This is a genomic window from Mesorhizobium sp. M0410, assembly GCF_040321435.1.
In the GTDB taxonomy this organism is placed as follows: Bacteria; Pseudomonadota; Alphaproteobacteria; order Rhizobiales; family Rhizobiaceae; genus Mesorhizobium.
Genome location: NZ_JAMYRN010000024.1, coordinates 35,883 through 53,605 on the forward strand (window position 1 = coordinate 35,883; position 17,723 = coordinate 53,605).

At 63.0% G+C, this 17,723-nt stretch carries 15 protein-coding genes, 1 other RNA gene and 2 pseudogenes; 8 read left to right on the plus strand and 10 right to left on the minus strand.

The annotated features are described in order from the left end of the window. The first annotated feature begins 85 nt into the window (after nucleotides 1–85). Entirely contained in the window at nucleotides 86–859 is a 774-nt protein-coding gene (cobF, locus tag NKI63_RS25825; protein WP_352505639.1) for a precorrin-6A synthase (deacetylating), read from the plus strand. 33 nt (nucleotides 860–892) lie between these two features. Here cobF and NKI63_RS25830 read toward each other — a convergent pair whose 3' ends face one another. The 6 genes from NKI63_RS25830 to NKI63_RS25855 all read right to left on the minus strand — a co-directional run bounded on the left by NKI63_RS25830 (nucleotide 893) and on the right by NKI63_RS25855 (nucleotide 5,438). Continuing rightward, nucleotides 893–1,234 (minus strand): winged helix-turn-helix domain-containing protein, encoded by a 342-nt coding sequence (locus NKI63_RS25830; protein WP_023676697.1) that lies wholly within the window; start codon nucleotides 1,232–1,234, stop codon nucleotides 893–895. Nucleotides 1,235–1,315: 81 nt separating this feature from the next. Next, on the minus strand, nucleotides 1,316–2,428 hold the full coding sequence (modC, locus tag NKI63_RS25835) for a molybdenum ABC transporter ATP-binding protein (protein WP_352505638.1): 1,113 nt from the start codon (nucleotides 2,426–2,428) through the stop codon (nucleotides 1,316–1,318). Further along, nucleotides 2,425–3,129, minus strand: coding sequence for a molybdate ABC transporter permease subunit (gene modB, locus NKI63_RS25840; RefSeq protein WP_254818937.1), 705 nt, complete (start codon nucleotides 3,127–3,129; stop codon nucleotides 2,425–2,427). The genes modC and modB overlap by 4 nt, the downstream gene beginning before the upstream one ends. Nucleotides 3,130–3,145: 16 nt before the next feature. Beyond that, nucleotides 3,146–3,937 (minus strand): molybdate ABC transporter substrate-binding protein, encoded by a 792-nt coding sequence (modA, locus tag NKI63_RS25845; RefSeq protein WP_502896044.1) that lies wholly within the window; start codon nucleotides 3,935–3,937, stop codon nucleotides 3,146–3,148. Between the two features lie 281 nt (nucleotides 3,938–4,218). Beyond that, nucleotides 4,219–5,013, minus strand: a complete 795-nt coding sequence (locus tag NKI63_RS25850) for a thymidylate synthase (RefSeq protein WP_352505637.1) — start codon at nucleotides 5,011–5,013, stop codon at nucleotides 4,219–4,221. Nucleotides 5,014–5,126: 113 nt separating this feature from the next. Then, entirely contained in the window at nucleotides 5,127–5,438 is a 312-nt protein-coding gene (locus NKI63_RS25855; RefSeq protein ID WP_254818940.1) for a DUF2853 family protein, read from the minus strand. 160 nt (nucleotides 5,439–5,598) lie between these two features. On the opposite strand from NKI63_RS25855, the gene ssrA reads away from it, so the two are divergent. Both ssrA and NKI63_RS25865 read left to right on the plus strand, forming a co-directional pair. Then, nucleotides 5,599–5,954: a transfer-messenger RNA gene (gene ssrA, locus NKI63_RS25860) on the plus strand. Nucleotides 5,955–6,265: 311 nt separating this feature from the next. Continuing rightward, nucleotides 6,266–7,005: pseudogene (locus NKI63_RS25865) on the plus strand (SDR family oxidoreductase). Between the two features lie 24 nt (nucleotides 7,006–7,029). Here the strand turns inward: NKI63_RS25865 and NKI63_RS25870 are convergent. Continuing rightward, a pseudogene (locus NKI63_RS25870) lies at nucleotides 7,030–7,893 on the minus strand (LysR family transcriptional regulator); the annotation flags it as partial. 101 nt (nucleotides 7,894–7,994) lie between these two features. Next, a complete protein-coding gene (locus NKI63_RS25875; RefSeq protein ID WP_023676705.1) occupies nucleotides 7,995–9,200 on the minus strand; it encodes a multidrug effflux MFS transporter in 1,206 nt (401 codons plus the stop codon). Between the two features lie 167 nt (nucleotides 9,201–9,367). Here NKI63_RS25875 and NKI63_RS25880 point away from each other — a divergent pair, with 167 nt between their 5' ends. From NKI63_RS25880 to NKI63_RS25895, 4 genes are all read left to right on the plus strand, one after another. Then, nucleotides 9,368–10,051: a TetR/AcrR family transcriptional regulator gene (locus NKI63_RS25880; protein ID WP_352752509.1), complete on the plus strand. Its 684-nt coding sequence runs from the start codon at nucleotides 9,368–9,370 to the stop codon at nucleotides 10,049–10,051. Between the two features lie 134 nt (nucleotides 10,052–10,185). Continuing rightward, the gene (locus tag NKI63_RS25885) at nucleotides 10,186–10,722 is read left to right on the plus strand and encodes an SspB family protein (protein ID WP_254818944.1); all 537 of its coding nucleotides are present in this window, start codon (nucleotides 10,186–10,188) and stop codon (nucleotides 10,720–10,722) included. Nucleotides 10,723–10,740: 18 nt separating this feature from the next. Beyond that, nucleotides 10,741–10,944: a DUF4169 family protein gene (locus tag NKI63_RS25890; protein WP_352505635.1), complete on the plus strand. Its 204-nt coding sequence runs from the start codon at nucleotides 10,741–10,743 to the stop codon at nucleotides 10,942–10,944. 19 nt (nucleotides 10,945–10,963) lie between these two features. Beyond that, entirely contained in the window at nucleotides 10,964–11,185 is a 222-nt protein-coding gene (locus NKI63_RS25895) for a ribbon-helix-helix domain-containing protein (RefSeq protein ID WP_254818946.1), read from the plus strand. A 3-nt stretch (nucleotides 11,186–11,188) separates the two neighbouring features. On the opposite strand, the gene NKI63_RS25900 is transcribed toward NKI63_RS25895, so the two are convergent. Further along, complete coding sequence (locus tag NKI63_RS25900; RefSeq protein WP_352753563.1) at nucleotides 11,189–12,982, minus strand: chloride channel protein; 1,794 nt, start codon at nucleotides 12,980–12,982, stop codon at nucleotides 11,189–11,191. A gap of 154 nt (nucleotides 12,983–13,136) precedes the next feature. Here NKI63_RS25900 and NKI63_RS25905 point away from each other — a divergent pair, with 154 nt between their 5' ends. Further along, nucleotides 13,137–13,574, plus strand: coding sequence for a MarR family winged helix-turn-helix transcriptional regulator (locus tag NKI63_RS25905; RefSeq protein ID WP_352687624.1), 438 nt, complete (start codon nucleotides 13,137–13,139; stop codon nucleotides 13,572–13,574). Nucleotides 13,575–13,585: 11 nt separating this feature from the next. Here NKI63_RS25905 and NKI63_RS25910 read toward each other — a convergent pair whose 3' ends face one another. Next, nucleotides 13,586–17,698 carry an AsmA family protein gene (locus tag NKI63_RS25910; RefSeq protein WP_352823881.1) on the minus strand — a complete coding sequence of 1,371 codons (4,113 nt, stop codon included), beginning with the start codon at nucleotides 17,696–17,698 and terminating at the stop codon, nucleotides 13,586–13,588. Nucleotides 17,699–17,723: the final 25 nt, after the last annotated feature.

The following is a 17,723-nucleotide window of genomic DNA, read 5'->3' on the forward strand; positions in this document are numbered from 1 at the left end:
AAAGCCTTTCGGCAAATGCGCCGGCGCCTGCCGGCATGTCGTGTCGGTCTGGACACACCGGTTCCGATCGGGCAGGAGTTGGCCCATGCGCAAGCTTCTCGTCATCGGCATCGGCGCCGGCAATCCGGAGCACATAACGGTCCAGGCCATCAACGGCCTCAATCGGGCCGACGTGCTGTTCATTCCCGACAAGGGCGCCAAGAAGAGCGATCTCGCCGAATTGCGCCGCCAGATCTGCGACCGCTTCGTCACTAATCCGAACTCGCGCCGTGTCGAATTCGAGGTGCCGGTGCGCGCCGAACCGGCGCCTTCCTACCGCTCGACCGTCGACGACTGGCACGAAGCGATCGCCGTGATCTACGAAGGCCTGATCCGCGACGAACTCCCCGAAGATGGCTGCGGCGCCTTCCTGATCTGGGGCGATCCATCGCTCTACGACAGCGCGCTGCGCATCCTGGATCGCGTGCGCCTCAGAGGCAATATCGCGTTCGAGCTGGAGGTCGTCCCTGGCATCACCGCCATCCAGGCACTCGCCGCCAGCCACAAAATGGCATTGAACCGAATTGGCGACGCCATTTTGATCACCACCGGCCGCCGGCTCACCGAGGAAGGTCTGCCCGAAAACGCCGGCAGCACCATCGTCATGCTGGACGGCAAATGCGCCTTCAACACGCTGGACGACAAGGACGTCACCGTCTACTGGGGGGCCTATCTCGGCACCCCCGACGAGATCGTCATCTCGGGCCGGATTGGCGACGTTGGCGACAAGATCGTGAGCACCCGTGAGGAGGCCCGCCGGAAAAAAGGCTGGATCATGGACACCTATCTGCTGCGCAAGCCGGGCGAGCCGGAGGAGTAGCAGGGATCGAGCGCGGCGTGAATTCCGCCGAGTTCACGCTGCGTCGATCTCGGCCTGCAGCGCCTCCATATGCGCCGCCGCTGCTGAAGACGCAGCCCGCTCGATCGCGCGGAAGCGGCTGACCACAGCAAGCCCGACCGACGTCAACTGAGCGCCACCGCCTTTTTTGCCGCCCGTCTGTGCCGCAACCAGCGGCTTACCGAACACCCGGTTCATGTCTTCGACCAGATCCCATGCGTGCTTGTAGGACATCTCCATGCCGCGTGCCGCGGCCGAAATCGAGCCGAAGGCGGCGATCTGTTCCAGAAGCTCGATCTTGCCCGGCCCGATGCGGCCATCTGGATCGAGATTTATCCGCAAACTCAGCGACGGCATTTGCTCCTCCGCGGTGACGCTATTCTACAAGTTCTGCAGCGATACCGCTATTCTAAAACGATATAGCGAATCATCGGCCGCTCACCCATCCGCCTCGGCCGGGAACCCGGCGCCGGTGTTCGCCCGGTCGAAGCTCACTGTCTTGACCACGGCGAAGACCTTTCGACCAAGCTGGAGCCCCAGCGTCTGCCGTGACTGTTCGGTGATGCGGGCAAGCACGGTTGCGCCATTGCAGTCGAGGCCGATCTCGACCGTAGGCCCTTCGCCCGGCTCTATCGCCACGATCGTGCCCGGCAATATGTTGAGCGCGCTGAGGCCGACCGGCTGCTCGGTGGCGATCATCACGTCGCGGGCACGGATGCGGACGCGCACTGGCGCACCGACCGGCGTTGCCAGAAGCGGCACCCGGATCTCGCCCGCCAATGAGCCTAGCACGGTCATGCCAAACGCCTCGTCGTGGCGCAGAACAGCGGTATCCAGCACGGCACCGCCCTCGCCCCGCTCTTCGGCCGGCAATAGATCCAGACGCTGCATGATCGCTCCGGTCGGACCGGTAGCGGCGACCTTGCCTTGCATCAGCACCACGACGTCACTCGCCAACCGCGCCACTTCGGCGATCGAGTGGCTGACATAGACGATCGGAATTTTCGTCTCGTCGCGCAGCCGCTCGATATAAGGCAAGATCTCGGCCTTGCGCGCCTCGTCGAGCGACGCCAGCGGCTCGTCCATCAGCAGCAATTTCGGACTGGCAAGCAGCGCCCGGCCGATTGCCACGCGCTGCTTCTCGCCACCGGAGAGTTTTGCCGGCCGCCGGTCGAGCAGATGACCGATGCCGAGCAATTCGACCACGCCATCGATATCAGCGTAGCGCTCGGCAGCCGGCGTGAACCAACGGCCATAGCGCAGATTGCTCGCCACGCTCATATGCGGAAACAGCCGCGCATCCTGGAACACCATGCCGATCCGCCGCTTGTGTTTCGGCACGAACAGGCCGGCGTCGCTATCGACCAGCACGCGGCCCTCGGCCGCGATACGGCCTTTGTCGGGGCGGATCAGCCCGGCAATCAAATTGATGAGCGTCGTCTTTCCGGAACCGGAAGGCCCGAACAGCGCAGTCAGCCGCCCGGCGCTCTCGAAGCGGGCATTGACGGCGAAACCGCCAAGCCGGTGGCTGATGTCGACCTGAACCGTCATTCGATGTCCATCCGCCGGCCGACACGCCGCGCCAGCACTTCCGAGGCCACGAGTGCCGCCATCGATATGACGATCGAGATCAGCGTCAGCCTGAGCGCTCCGGCGTCGCCGCCGGGAACCTGCGTGAAAGTGTAGATAGCCGACGGCAGCGTCTGCGTCTCGTTCGGGATGTTGGAGACGAAGGTGATCGTCGCGCCGAATTCGCCCATCGCCTTGGCGAAGGAGAGGATCGCACCGGCGATCAGGCCGGGCAGGATAAGCGGCAGGGTGATCGTGCCGAATACCCATAGCGGATTGGCGCCGAGCGTGCCGGCGGCCGCCTCGATTTTGCGGTCGACGGCCTCGATAGACAGCCGGATCGCCCGCACCATCAGCGGAAAACCCATTACGCCGCAGGCGAGCGCGGCGCCCGTCCATCGAAAGGAAAAAACGATGCCGAAGTGCTCGGCCAGGAAAGCCCCGGCCGGACCGCGCTTGCCGAAAGTCAAAAGCAGCAAATAGCCAGTCACCACCGGCGGCAGGATCAGCGGCAGATGCACCAGACCATTGAGCAGCGTCTTGCCCCAGAACTGGCCGCGGGCAAGCACAAGGGCGATTGCTACGCCCGGCGGCAGGCTGGCTATCATCGCCACGGTCGCCACCTTGATCGACAGCCGGACCGCGTTCCATTCGTCGGGAGTAAGATCCAGCAGCCAGTTCATGCGTCAGCGCGTTGCCCTAATTGCTCGGCGCGAGCACGGTAAAACCTTGCGCCTTGAAGAGTTCGCCAGCCTTGGCGGATTGCAGGCATTTTAGGAATGCCGGGGTATCCTTACTCTCCGAATCCGCAAGCTGGGCGACTGGATAGATGATCGGCGGATGGGTACCCGCGGGGAAAGTGCCGACCACCTTCACGCCAGGCTCCGCATGCGCATCCGTGGCATAGACGATGCCGAGTGCTGCCTCGCCGGTCGACACCAGTTTTAGAGCGGCGCGCACATTCTCGGCCTGCGCCACTTGGCCTTCGACGGAAGACCAGACACCGAGCGATTCGAGGGCTGCCTTGCCGTATTTGCCGGCCGGCACCGCCTTGACATCGCCCATGGCAAGTTTGCCGTCACCGACGAGCCCGGCAAGAGCGAACCCCTTTTCAATCCTGGTCTCGACCTTGGAATCCCGCGGCGCAACCAGCACAATCTGGTTACCGAGCAGTTTCACTTCGGTTTCGGGCTTGGTCAGCTTCCTGTCGGAAAGATATTTCATCCAGTCGAGATCGGCCGAGATGAACACGTCTGCCGGCGCGCCGCTTTCGATCTGCCTGGCCAGCGCCGAGCTCGCCGCGTAGGAAATGGTTGCCACCTCGCCGACGTCGGCCTCGCAGGCCTTGTTGACGGCGTCGAGCCCTTCCTTGAGGCTCGCCGCAGCAAACACGACCACCTTGTCATCGGCATAGGCCGCCGGCACCACGACCATCAGCATGGCGGCGAGACCGACTTTGGCAATCGTCGTCGAACCCTTGCGCGTCAGCATGAAACTCTCCTCGTCCCGGATCGCCCGAAGCCGTCTATCGATATATCCATGTGAACATAACAAGGAAAGGTTCTTTACCGGCCACGGTCTTCTGGGCTGAGGTTTTCCTGGCCTGCGATAATCTTCGTTGGATACAGCGGTATCGAGGCCGAAGGAAATATTGCATAAAAACAGCGACCAGGGATTGCGTCAGGTCGACGTCGGCCGATCAAGTTGAATGCTGACACGCCCAAGGGCGTAGCCGCAGTAGGCAATTTCGATATGGACGGTCAGCTATGGTGCTAGACCGCGATCGGTGCCTTGATCGTCGCGTCGGCGAAATAGTTGTCGAGCCGGAAATCCTCGAAGCGGAAAGCAAAGATTTCCTTCACCTCGGGGTTTATCCATAGCGTCGGCAACGCCTTGGGCGTGCGCCGCAATTGCTCGCGCGCCTGCTCGAAATGGTTCGAGTAAAGATGCGCATCGCCGAGCGTGTGGATGAAATCGCCGGGTTTCAATCCGGTCACCTGCGCCACCATCAGCGTCAGCAAAGCATAGGAAGCGATGTTGAACGGCACACCGAGAAAAATATCGCCCGAACGCTGATAGAGCTGGCAGGAAAGCTTGCCTTCCGAAACATAGAACTGGAACAGGCAATGGCAGGGCGGCAACGCCATGGCCTCCACCTCGGCCGGGTTCCACGCCGAAACGATTAGCCGCCGCGAATTAGGATTTTTGCGTATCTCCTTCAGAAGATTCGCAATCTGGTCGATGGCGCCGCCATGGTCGTCCGGCCACGACCGCCACTGTTTGCCATAGACCGGGCCAAGATCGCCGTTCTCGTCGGCCCACTCATCCCAGATCGAGACGCCGTGATCGTTGAGATATTTGATGTTGGTGTCGCCGGCCAGGAACCACAAAAGCTCGTGGACAATCGACTTCAGGTGCAGCTTCTTGGTGGTGGTGACCGGAAAGCCGCGGGCCAGGTCGAAGCGCATCTGGTAGCCGAATACCGAGCGCGTTCCGGTGCCGGTACGGTCGCCGCGATCAGCGCCGTTTTCCAGCACATGCTTCAGAAGGTCGAGATACTGGCGCATCGGCTCCGGTCCGATTCGGGTTGTCAGCCATCATAGCCGAATGACCGTCGGCCGAACACAGCAAAGCGAGACGATTCCAGCAGAAGGCTCACCAGCATCAGCGGCGAGGTTGCTCAGAGCGAGCCGAGCATGCCCAGATCCCTGGCGACAAGGTAGTAGAACGTCACCCGGCTCTTGCTGTTGTCGGCCGCCATCGCCTTGCAGGCCTTTTCGATAGCCGCATCTGCCTTGGCGCCGTCGGTGACGCCGAGCTTGCCGGCGACCCAGCTGTTCCTGACGCGCTTCAGTTCCTCCGGGTCGGTGCAGGACACCAGCGAGGAATCGCGGTTCCTGAGCGCGATGCCCAGATGTTTGACGATCTTGGCGACCGCGTCGGCATCCGCCGCCGCATCATATTTCTTTACGTCTGCAAGATAATCGGCCATCGATTTCCCCTCGTCGGCGCCACGGGATCCGGTTGATGAGGATTGTGGCGCGCTGCCGCAAGTATGCGCTAGGTCTCCTCACCGCCACAAAGCTTCGGTTGAGACCGGCTGCAAGTCAACCCTTCATGATCCACTTTGGTACGGACGAAAGTGGCATTCCGGCCTTTCATTTTCCACCGCCAGTCCCTATATTCGCTTCGTCGGCTCGACCGACTATGGCGATAAACAGGCGATGAAATAAGCCGTTCGGACCCGGGGGCGGTACCCGGCGCCTCCACCAAAAACCGCTGCTCAGGAGCGGCTTTTGCTGGGGGCGAAATAGGATCGACGAAGGTGTAAAGATCGTACTTTTGCCCGGCATTGTACCACCGTTATCGGGCTAAACTTATAGTTGCCAACGACAACTATGCGGAAGCACGTCTCGCCGCGTAAGCGGTGCGATAGCTTCAATTCAAGCCCTAGTGGTTCGCACTTCTAGGCGGGGTTCGGAGGTACCTGGCAACAGAAACCTCCATTTCTCCCTTTTTTGATAGGCGCAGCTGCAGGTTGGCCGGCGGCTTTTTTTATGCGCCCTGACAGACCCAAGGCGCCGCGGCGTTTATACCAATCCCTGGCTGACCGCATCGATCGCACCGGCGAATGTTTCATCAACGTCTCAGGCTGAGGCGTCTCAGGCTGAGGCGAAAGCCCAAGGGCTTCCCATCATCGGAACCTCCGATGGCAGCATTCGTATCTTCCTGTTTCCCTTCTCTCATGCCTTTGCGGGACAAGGCCTCAGTTTCTCGCCGCGTGTGGTCATGCCCGGCGAGCTACCTGATGGAGACAAGATGAACCAGGAAACCACACCAAAACACGAACGCATCCTGATCGTTGGCGGCAGTTCCGGCATGGGGCTTTCGCTGGCCAAACAGCGGCTTGCCGCCGGCGCTGAGGTTACGATCGTCGGCCGCTCCCAGGACCGGTTGTCGGCCGCACGGCAGCGCTTGCCTCACCCGGAAAGGCTGAGGACGATCGCAGCCGACGTCACAAGTGAGGACGAGGTCCGACGCCTGTTCCAGGATGTCGGTACGCTCGACCACATCGTCTCGACCGCCGCCGACGTCACCGGCGTCTATGTATTGCTTCCCGAGATGGACATCTCCTTGGCGCGGGAAGTGATGGATTCCAAGGTCGTCGGACCGCTTCTTCTTGCCAAACATGGCGCGCCTCGTCTGACGCCCAGGGGATCGATCACGCTGACCTCGGGCATCGCCGCCTATCGTCCGGCGGCGAAAGGCTCGGTGGTGGCAGCCGTTAATGGGCCCTTGGCTCACTCGCCTACGCGCTTGCCGTCGAACTGGCGCCGATCCGCGTCAACGTCGTCTCGCCGGGCTGGGTCGACACGCCGATTTGGGATGCCGTCGCCGGCAGCGGAAAGACGGCTGCGCTGGACGGCATGGCAAAGCGCCTGCTCGTCGGCCGGATCGGGCAGGCAGCCGACATTGCCCAGGCCATCACGTCCCTGATGCATAACGGCTTCATCACCGGAACGGTGCTTCATGTCGATGGTGGCCAGCGGCTGGTCTAGCGATGGCCAAATTTCGCGAACCATTGCGAGGAACAGCCGCAGCACCGGCGCTTGAATGCGCCGGTGGCGCCATATCATGGTGACTGGCGTCACCGCGCTGCTTCCGGCCCAAGGCAACACACCGATATCGGCGTCGGCCGCGGAAGTCACGAGACGCGGAACCAGCGCGCATCCAAGACCGGCTGCAACAAGGCCCCGTATCGCACCCATGCTGGCGAACTCGCCGACGAGTTTTGGACGGTCAGGCAATGTTGCGGCAAACGTTTCGTCGAACATCCGCCTATAGACGCAACCGGGCTGGGTGACGAGGAAGGCCTCGTCAGTCAGGTCGTCGGACCTTATGGCAGAATATCCGGCCAACCGGTGATTTGCCGGCATTATGACGACGAGCTCTTCCTCGGCTATCTGCTCGCTTCGCAGATCCGGCGCCGCCGCCGGGACGGCTCCGAAATGGAACGATACGTCCAGCGCCCCGCTTGTCACGCCGGCACGCAACCCACTGCTATCGTTCGCCCTGAGGTCCAGTTCCACATCGGGATGACGCCGATGGAATTCCCCCAGCAAAGCCGGCAAGCGTGTCGAGCAAAGCGTCTCCGGGCCACCGACCGTCAGGCGACCGGCAACCGTACCGCTCGCGTCGGCGACAGCGGAACGGGCTTCGTCCGCAAGGTCGAGGAGATCGTTTGCGTAGTCCAGCAGGCGCTGTCCTGCCGCCGTCAGCTTCAAGCCACGCCGTGACCTGTCGAACAGCGACGTGCCCAGATCGGCTTCCAGCGCCTGGATCTGTTCGGTCACGCTCGATTGGGCAAGATGAACCCGCTCGGAGGCGCGCGTGATGTTCAAGGTGGTGGCGACCGCCACGAAGGTCTTGAGATGTCTAAGCTGCATGTCTTGAACCCGTCGTATAGGTATAGGCTGCTTTGAACCGGGACCGCAAACGTGAAAAGGCCGGGAACATGGCCCGGCCTTTTTGCCTCGATAGGTGAAGCTTATTCCGCCGGCGCTTCCGCAACGTCCCGGCTGCGGCCGAGTGTTATCTTGGCCAGTGTGAAGGAGATCGCCGCGCACAGCGTGATGCCCGCCACCATCGGCAGCGGCGTGCCGTCGAAAAACACGCCGGCGACGCCCATGGCGACCGCGCCGATGGCGAAGTGCAGCGTGCCCATCAGCGCCGAAGCGGTGCCGGCGATCTCGCCATGCTCTTCCATGGCCAGCACCGACGTTGTCGGGATGACCAGGCCGAGAAAGCCGTAGCCGATGAACAGCAGCGCCGCCATTACGTCGAGCCGGTCGACACCCGATGCCATCACCGCGAACAGCACCACCATCGTCGTCGCATAGCCGGTCACCGCGACGCGCACCACACGCTGCAGCCCGAACCGCTCCGATAGCAACCCGGTCAGCTGCGACATGCCGATGAAGGCAACCGCATTGATCGAGAAGAACACGCTGTAAACCGAAGGCGACAGGCCATAATGGTCGATCAGGATGAAGGACGAGCTCGACAGATAGACGAAGAAGCTCGCAATGCCGAAGCCGGCGATGGCTGTCAGGCCAAGGAAGTTGCGGTCGCCCATCAGGAAGCGGTAGCCGGAAAGTGCCGTCCCAAAGGACGAACCGGCGCGCTCTTCGACCGGCCGCGTCTCCTTGAGAGAGGTCGCCAGCAGGATGGTGGCGAGCACGGCCGCGCCCGTCACCGTCCAGAACACGGCGCGCCAGCCGAAGTTCTCGATGATCTGGCTACCGGTCAGCGGCGCCAGGATCGGCGACACCGAAAACACCAGCATCAGCAGCGACATCAACTTGGCGGCCTCGGTGCCGGTATGCAGGTCGCGAACGATCGCGCGCGGCACGGCCATGCCGGCGCTGGCGCCGAGCCCTTGCAGGAAGCGGAAGGCGATCAGCCATTCGATCGAGGGAGCCAGCGCCGAGCCGACGCCGCCGACCATGAACAGCGCCAGGCCGCCGTAGAGCGGCAGCTTGCGGCCGACCATGTCGGAGATCGGTCCGACGACGATCTGGCCGAAGCCCATGGAAAGAAAGAAGATCAGCAGGCTCATCTGCACCGCGGCAGTGCCGGCATGCAGATCCTCGCCGATTGACGGCAGGGCCGGAAGATACATGTCGATGGCAAACGGGCCGATCGCGGACAATAGGCCGAGCACGACCGCAATGCGGAGGAATTTGGCGTTCATGATAGCAGGCTCTTTCGAATTCTGGTTGCCGCCGAGGACCGGCGCGTAACCCTAGGACGTTCCATCCCGTGGAGTTCCGACTCTTCTGCGGAACGAAACTCCCTTCGTGCTGTCCACAAATTTAGACAGGCTTGTCTAATTCGTCAACCACCTCTATATAGTTTTGCATGAAGGCCAACGTTTCTCCTGACATTTTCCCGCCACGGGGCCATGAGGCCAAGCGGATGTCGATTGTCGATGCCGCCACCTCGGTCTTCTGCCGCGAAAGCTTCGCCGGTGCCAATATCGACATGATTGCCGCCGAGGCCGGCGTCTCCCGCCAGACCATCTACAATCATCACGGCGACAAGGAAAAACTCTTCGTTGCCATCGTCCGCGACCTCACCGAACGTTGTAACGCCGGCATCTTTGCCACGATTTCCACTTTTCCCGATCAGCCGAAGGATCTCGAGGCCGACCTCATCGCCTTTGCTGTGCGGATGAATCACAACTGCATCTGCAACCGCGACGGCAAATTCCTGCGCAAGCTGATCCAGACCGAGGGCGGGCGCTATCCCGAGTTGTTCGCCGAATGGCGCGAAGAAGGACCGGGCAGGACATGGCCGGCGATCGCCGCCCGCTTCGCCCGCCTCGCTCATGCCGGCTTCCTTGATATCGACGATCCCGATGTCGCAGCGCGCCAGTTCATGGCGCTTGCCAATGCCGAGTTGCAGACGACGTTCATGCTCGGCGGCACACCGACCGAGGACGAGGTGGTGCAGTCGGCGACAAATGGCGTGCGCACCTTCCTGCGCGCCTTCCGCAAGCGGCAGCCTGTGGCTCGTAAACAGGGCGCGCTCGCCAGCGCTTGACGATCAAAGCCGTTTGACGATCAAATCGTCGCCAATGGGCTTCGCTTCCGCACGCAGGCGATCTATATCCGGTTTACGCCGCGCTCAAGCTTGATTACAGCTATCAGGACGATTCAACGGAACCCGACAGCCACATGGCCGACGACCACATCCGCTACGACATTCTGGCCCAGGAGGCGTTGCGCGGCGTCATGCGCAAAGTCCTGGCCGAGGTCGCGCGCACCGGTCTCCCGGGCAACCATCACTTCTTCATCACCTTTCTCACCGGCGCGCCGGGCGTGCGCGTGTCGTCGCGGCTGCGCGAGCGCTATCCCGAACAGATGACCATCGTCATCCAGTTCCAGTATTGGGACCTGAAGGTGAGCGACACCGGCTTCGAAGTCGGGTTGTCGTTTTCCGACGTGCCGGAGAAACTCGAAATCCCGTTCTCGGCAGTGCGCGGCTTTTACGATCCATCCGTCAACTTCGAGCTCGAATTCGACGTCAAGACCGATACCCCGGCGGAACAGGAGACAAAGGCCAAGCCTGCTCCCGAGCCGCTGGCCATCGTCGCCGAGAAAAAGCCTGAGACGAAGAAGAAAAACGCTGAGGTGGAAAAGAAGCCTGCCGCGGCCGACGCCGGTGCCAAGGGCGCCGACGTGGTGTCGCTCGACGCCTTCCGCAAGAAATGACCCGACGGGCGGCGTGACATGGCCGAGATCGTCAATCTCCGTCAGGCACGCAAGCAGAAGGCGCGAACCGAGAAGGAGCGCCTGGCCGAGCAGAACCGGGCGCTGCATGGCCGTTCCAAAACCAGCCGGGATCGCGACCGCCTGATCGCCGGCAAGGCCGATAAATTCGTCGCCGGCCATCGCCGCGAAAAATCGGGCGATTCGGACAAATCCGATGCTTGAATGTGAATAGGATCGTCGCGTGAGCCCGGTCGAAAAGCGCTCGGTCACGATTCGCGGCCACCGCACCAGCTATTCGCTCGAAAAGCCTTTTTACGACGACCTGATCGCTATTGCGGCCGTGCGAAAACTGACGCTCGCCGCGCTTGTCGCCGAAATCGACGAGAGCCGCCCGCGCGATGCGAACCTCTCCTCGGCGCTCAGGCTCTATGTGCTGGATTGGGCCAAGCGCGGCAAGTTTTAGCCTTCAGGCAACGCTATCCTGTTTCCTGCGCCGGATACGGAAGCCCAGCAAAGCCGAGCGGTCGCGTTCTTCGGCCTGTTTCTTCGATCTGACGCGCATCAGGTCCTTCCAGCCGACATAGCCCACAAGCCGGGCATTTTCTCGCGTGACGACCGGCAAATGGGACACGTTCGCCATCAGCAGCTTGTCGGAGAGGCCCTCGAGATACTCATCCGGATAGGCCAGCGTGACCTTGCTGCCGGCCAGCAGTTCGCCAAGCGTCGTCGTGCGGTGCTTGCCGGCGCGTCTCCAGCGCAGGATCGCCGGCGGGTCGATGACGCCGAGCACGTGGCCCTGTTCATCGACGACCGGAAAGCTCGGATGCCGTGTCTCGGGCGCCGTCAGGAACGCGGCCGCGCCGTGCAGTGTCATTGTCGCCGGCACACTCTCGACCTCGCTGGTCATCACCTCGCGCACCCTGGTCAGGGCGAACGGATCGACACGGTATTCGCGAATCATGTGATGCCCTCGCCGTGCGATTTTTTCGGTGAGGATCGAACGCTTCATCAACAGCACGGTCACCGCATGCGCAGTGGCAGTTGCCGCGATCAGCGGCACCAGGACATGGGTGTTGCCGGTCAGTTCGACCGCAAAGAAGGTGGCGGTTAGCGGCGCACGCATGGTGCCGCCCATCGTCGCCGCCATCGCCAGCAGCGCCCAGAAGCCCGGATCGGCGGCCGGCAGGAAGCCGGCGAGGACCGCGCCCATCGCCCCGCCCATGATCAGCAGCGGCGCCAGCACACCTCCCGACGTTCCCGAGCCGAGTGCGACCGACCAGATGATCGCCTTCACCACCAGCAGGGTGAGCGCAGTGGTCGCTATGATGCGGCCATCCAGCATGTCGGCGATATTGTCATAGCCGACGCCGAGCGCCTGCGGCTCGATCAGCCCGCCAATGCCGACCACCAGGCCGCCGAGCATCGGCCACCACATCCAGTGGATGGGCAGCTTCTGGAAACCGTCCTCGCAGGCATAGACCATCTGGGTCAGCAACCCCGATAGCAGCCCGGCTGCCATGCCGACCAGCACCCAGCCGGCAAGGGCTGGAAATGAAACCTCCATGCCGCCCTGAAACGGGAAGATCGGCCCCGGCAGGTGCAGCATGGTGCGCTCGACCTCGGCAATAACCGCGGCGACCGCTACGGGAATGAAGCTGCGCGGCGTCCATTCGAAGAGCAGCAATTCCACCGCAAGCATGATGGCAGCGATCGGTGTTCCGAACACGGTGGTCATGCCGGCCGCCGCACCCGCCACCAGCAGCGTCTTGCGTTCATTGTCGCTGACCGGCAGCATCTGCGCGATCAGCGAGCCGATGGCGCCGCCGGTCATGATGATAGGCCCTTCCGCGCCGAATGGCCCACCGGTGCCGATCGAGACTGCCGACGACAACGGCTTCAGGATTGCCACCTTGGCGTCGAGCCGCGAGCGTCCGAGCAGGATCGCCTCGATGGCTTCGGGAATGCCATGGCCGCGAATCTTGTCGCTTCCGAAGCGAGCCATCACACCGATGATCAATGCCCCGATGACCGGAACAAATACCGAGGCATAGCCAAACGGCGTATCCTGCAGTTTCAGGTCGGCGAGCGTGAACTGGCCAAAATAGGCGATGTTCGTGGCAAGCCGGATCAGCTTCAAAAGGGCAATGCCGGCAAACAGCCCCACCGTCGCCACCACCACCGCTATGCCGGCAATGAGCAGCACCCGGGCATCGGTGGTAAAATCCCGCAGATGGCCCGGGTTGGCGTGATCGGACTTCATTTGCAAACCTTGCTTTCTGACGGCATGCCGACTTGCGGATGGGTCGCCGGCCGTGCCACCGATGATGGCGGGCACGAGCCATGTTGGTGCGTTCTGTATCGTAACACGATATAAATGTTCAAGGCCCGTTTGCGGCTTTGTCGGAAAGGATTCGATGGCAGACACTTCGAAGCCACAAAAGCGCGGCGCAACGATCGGGCCGGCCGATTACCAGAGGCTGTCCGAATTTCGTTACCTGATCCGCCGCTTTCTCGAATTCAGCCAAATCCAGGCGCAGGAAGCCGGCCTGACACCACGCCAGCATCAGGCCCTGCTTGCGATCAAAGGGTTTCCCGGCGGAGGGCCGGTGACCATTGGCGACCTCGCGGAGCGCCTGCGCATCCGCCATCACAGCGCAGTGGAATTGGTCAACCGTCTTTGCGAAGCCGGGCTCGTCGCGAGGGAGCACGACGAGGAGGACCACCGCCGCGTGCTGCTGCGGCTGACCGAGCGCGCCGACGACAGTCTCGCCGATCTGTCAGCCGCTCATCTCGACGAACTCGGGCGGATCGAGCCGATGCTGAAGCGCTTGCTTGCTGGACCCGATATATAAAGGATACGCCGTCACCCGCCATTCAGCGATTTTAGCAGATCGTCGATCGACGAGGGATCGAACTTGAGCTTTGGCGGGGGCTGCACTGGCGGTGGCACGTTATTTGTGGCCGGTGGCGCCCGTTCCGCTCGCTCCGCCGCGGCCTTGCGTTCGGCGTCGAGCCTTGCCTTCTCTTCCGAGGCGATCCGCAACGCCTCTTCCGCCCTTTGGCGTTGCTGTTCTTCGGCCTGCGCGGCTTCCTCGGCAGCCTGTTGCGCCGCCTTGGCTTTGGCTTTAGCATCCGCTTTGGCCTTTGCAGCCGCCTCGGCTTTCGCCCTCGCCTCGGCTTCGGCCTTCGCTGCTGCATCCGCCTTCGCCTCGGCTTTCGCCCTCGCCTCGGCTTCGGCCTTCGCTGCTGCATCCGCCTTCGCCTTGGCTTCGGCCTGCGCCCTGGCCTCCGCTTCGGCTTGGGCCTGCGCCTCGGCTTCGGCCTTTGCCCTGGCGTCCGCTTCAGCCTTCGCCTTGGCTTCAGCCTGCGCCCTCGCCTCCGCTTCGGCTTGGGCCTGAGCCTCGGCTTCGGCCTTTGCCCTGGCGTCGGCCTCAGCCTTCAGCCGCGCCGCTTCCTCCTCCTGCTTGCGCCGTTCCGCCGCCGCTCTTTCACGCTCGGTTTGCAAGGCAGCGTAGTAGCGCACCTCACGCCGCAGCCTTTGTTTCTCGAGCAGTGCGGCTTGCATGGCTTCGACTCGCTGCTGCTCCTTTTCCAGCGCACGCTGGGTCAGGAACTGGGCCAGCGGCTCGCTGTCGAACTGCCGTTTGGTGGCGCCGAACGGACCGTCGACGCTGAAATTCAAAATCGGTTCGGAGCCGACCAGCGCCTCATCGCCGGGTCGATAGGCGATCTCGCCCTTGGCATCGACGGTGCTGGTGTTCAGATCGGCGGTGATGTCGGCGGACAGCGTCGCGCCCGGGCTTTCCAATTTGACCGGCGGTGCTCTCAGCGTGCCGCCGGCGATGGTGAAGGCAATATCGGTGTCCTGCGCCGGAAAACTGCCCGCCGCGGCGATCTGCGGCACAAAACCGGCAGTCTTCGATGCGTCGATATCGCGCCCGATCGGGTCGGCCTTGGCAATAAGTGCGCCAAAGGCATCGGGATTAAAGCCGGCAATAGTCATACCCTTCAGCGTCGCCGTGCCGGAACCGGACAGCGCCGCGACCATCGCGTCGACCGATTTGCCGCTGGTCGAAAGCGCCGTCGAGAAATCGCCGCTTCCGCTGATGCCGGCCTCCGGCAGCACAGCTGTCAAATCGGAGCCGGCGAGTTTCATCTGACCGGAGAAAAGCCCGGTGCCGTCATTGTTCTTGAGCTCGAACAGGCCACTCAACTCGCCCCCGAGGAATTTTGCCTTGAGGTCGGAAACACGGATGCCCTCCTTGTCGAGCTGCAGCGAAAGCGCAGCGTCATAGGCGGTGGCAAGCGGGCCAGCGGCAAGCGACGCCGCCGTCAGATCGAGATCGACGGTAAATGGCAGACTGGATTTCTGGCTGAACGGTGCCGTCGGCCAGGTCCTGTCATTGACAAGGAAAGCCTGGTCGCCGAACAGCATCACCGCCATCGGATCGAGGTCCAGCTCGTCCAGCGACAGCGCGCCGGCAAGATGCGGCAGCCCCTCTTTGATGTCGATATTTACGTCACCGGAAACCGCCGCTTCGTTGACGGCGCCGCTGAGTCCGCTCAGCACCAGGAGACCATTGCCGTAGTCGGCATCGGCAGCAAGCGACGTCGACATGCCGGTCTCCATGCCGGGCAGGCCGACGCCGGTCGTCATCAGCCATGGCGAGATGTCGGCCGTTTCAAGGCTGACCTTGCCCTTGGCGGCCGCGCCCTGAGGCGTGTCGGCAATTGTCCCGTCGAAACCAGCTTTGAAGTCATTGCCGGCCAGGCTGAATCGTGTCGCCAGGCCGCCGCCAAGCGTGCCTTTGGCCGAGACGTCGGTGGTCGCCTCGCCGAGCATGCCGAGCGGCAGTGCCGGCAGACCGTAAAGCGCCAGAAGCGCGGTGGCGTCGGCGTTCCTTGCGTTGAAGGTCAGCGTCACCGGCGCTTCGAGAGGCCGGTCGAGCGCCCCTTTGCCGGACAACGACGCCGAAAAGGCCGAGCCACCGGCCTTGCCCTGTGCGCTCATGGCCAGTCCGGTCGTACCATCGCCATTGTCTGCGGCACTCGTGACCGCGTCGATACGCGCATCCTGGAACAGTTCGGGATAGGCAGCAGCGCGCTCCGCCAGCCACTTCAGCACCGCATTGTCTGGATAATGCTGGACGGCGACGTCGATCAGCGGCTTGAGGTCGACGGCGACCACCGAGGCGTCGAGCTTGCCGGTCGGGCTCGCCGGGAAATCCTTGATCCGGCCGGTGGCGCTGATCGAGGCGCCGGCAAGTCCGCCGACCGACAGGCGGTCGATCTCAAGCAGCCCCTCACGCAATCTAAGTGCAGTATCGACGCTATCGGCGGTCAAGCCGCCGGCGCTGACCGGCCCGGCCTTGATCTGGAAATCGAGGTCGCGATCGGAAAAGCGGTTGGCGCCCTTGTCGCTGACGAAGATCGAGGCGAAGGCAGCGAGCCCATCGACGTCGAGTTCGCCACCTTCGAGTTGCATCAGCACCGATGGACGGGTTTCGTCGGGCTGGTTGGAATCGATGCGGCCGGAGAACTTCGCCTTGCCGAGGATGAGTTCGAGATCGCTGAAGGCCTGGTGTTTTTCGCTCAAATCCACCTTGGCCTTGAAGCCGGCGGCCGGCAAACGGCGGATCGCCTCGTCGACGTCCTTCGACAGCCAAGCGGCAAAGCCGGAGGGCTGCGCCACCGCCAGAAGCAGCGATCCGGTGAAACCGAAATGGTCCTCGACGCTGACCATGCCATTGGCTTCCAGCTTGGCGCGGCCGGGCAGCGTGGCGGCCAGCGATTTTACCGCCCAGCCGCCTTCGGCCGGCTCGGCGGACAGATGCACGTCGCGAACCGTGGTGTCGCCTGCGACCACCGCCGGCAGTTTCACCTCGACCGTGCCCGGTATGGTCGGCTTCGGCAGATCGAGCAGCGCCTGCTCGAGCGCCGCCACCCGTTCGGACAGCGTCAATCCGGCCCCGGCCGCCGCCCCGACGGCCTCGTCGAACTGCACCTGCGCGCCATTGGCCTCGATAGAGAAATGCGGCTTCAGCCCAAGGTCGACCGCAGCCTTGCCGTCGGCGGTGTAGGGATTGTCGAGCGGCCCGGTCTCGAAGCGGAATTCGTCGACGCCGAGCTTCTGGTGGTCGAGCGAAAACTTGCCGTTCAGCCTGAAGCCCGGGTCCGGTTTGCCGGCGCGGACCTTCAGCGCCTCGCCGCCGGTGCCGCGCGGCCGCGCCGCGGTCCGGTCTGCACCCGATATCTTGAACTGGCCCGAATAGACGGCGGCCCCCTCGACGAGGCCCACATTGCCGTCGGTCTCGATGACCAGCGGATAGGCATCCGGATCGGCCTTGAGCCTGAGCCGCATTTGCCCGTCCGGTTCGGCCCTGCCGGTGGAAGCGGCGATCGTGGTCCGCAACCCGTCCAGCAACAGTGAGCCGTCCAGCCGCCAGGGGCCGGCCAGCGACTTGGCTGAGATCGTTGAGTTGATCTCGGAAATAAGATGGCTGCGCCCGCCGGCGGCGTGGCTGAGCGCGATCTGTCCTTCCGTCACCGTCAGCTTCTCGATGGAGATCTGGCCGGGATCGAAAGGCGAGGATGGCCGTATAGTCCAGTCGACCGTGCCGTCGGCGGCGATGTCGATCGTCGCCTTCGGCCGCACCAGCCGCATGTCGAAGATCAGCACTTCACCGCGCAGGAATGGCGCGAGTTCTGCATCCATCGAAAAGGTTTCGACGGTCATCGCCGGCTGGCCGTTGGGGCCACCGGCAACGGCGACGTTGGAAAAGGTCACCGAGGGAAACGGCAACAGCCTTGCCGTCGCATCGCCTTGCACGGTCACCTTGCGGCCGAGGACGGCACTCGCCTCGCGCTCGAAATCGGCACGGTAACCCGTCCAGTCGACAAAGTACGGCACCACCAGCGCCGCACACAGCACCAGCACAAGAAGCCCACCGAAGATCACGAACAGGCGTGCGAGCATCAGCTCCTGGATAGTTTTGGTTGAA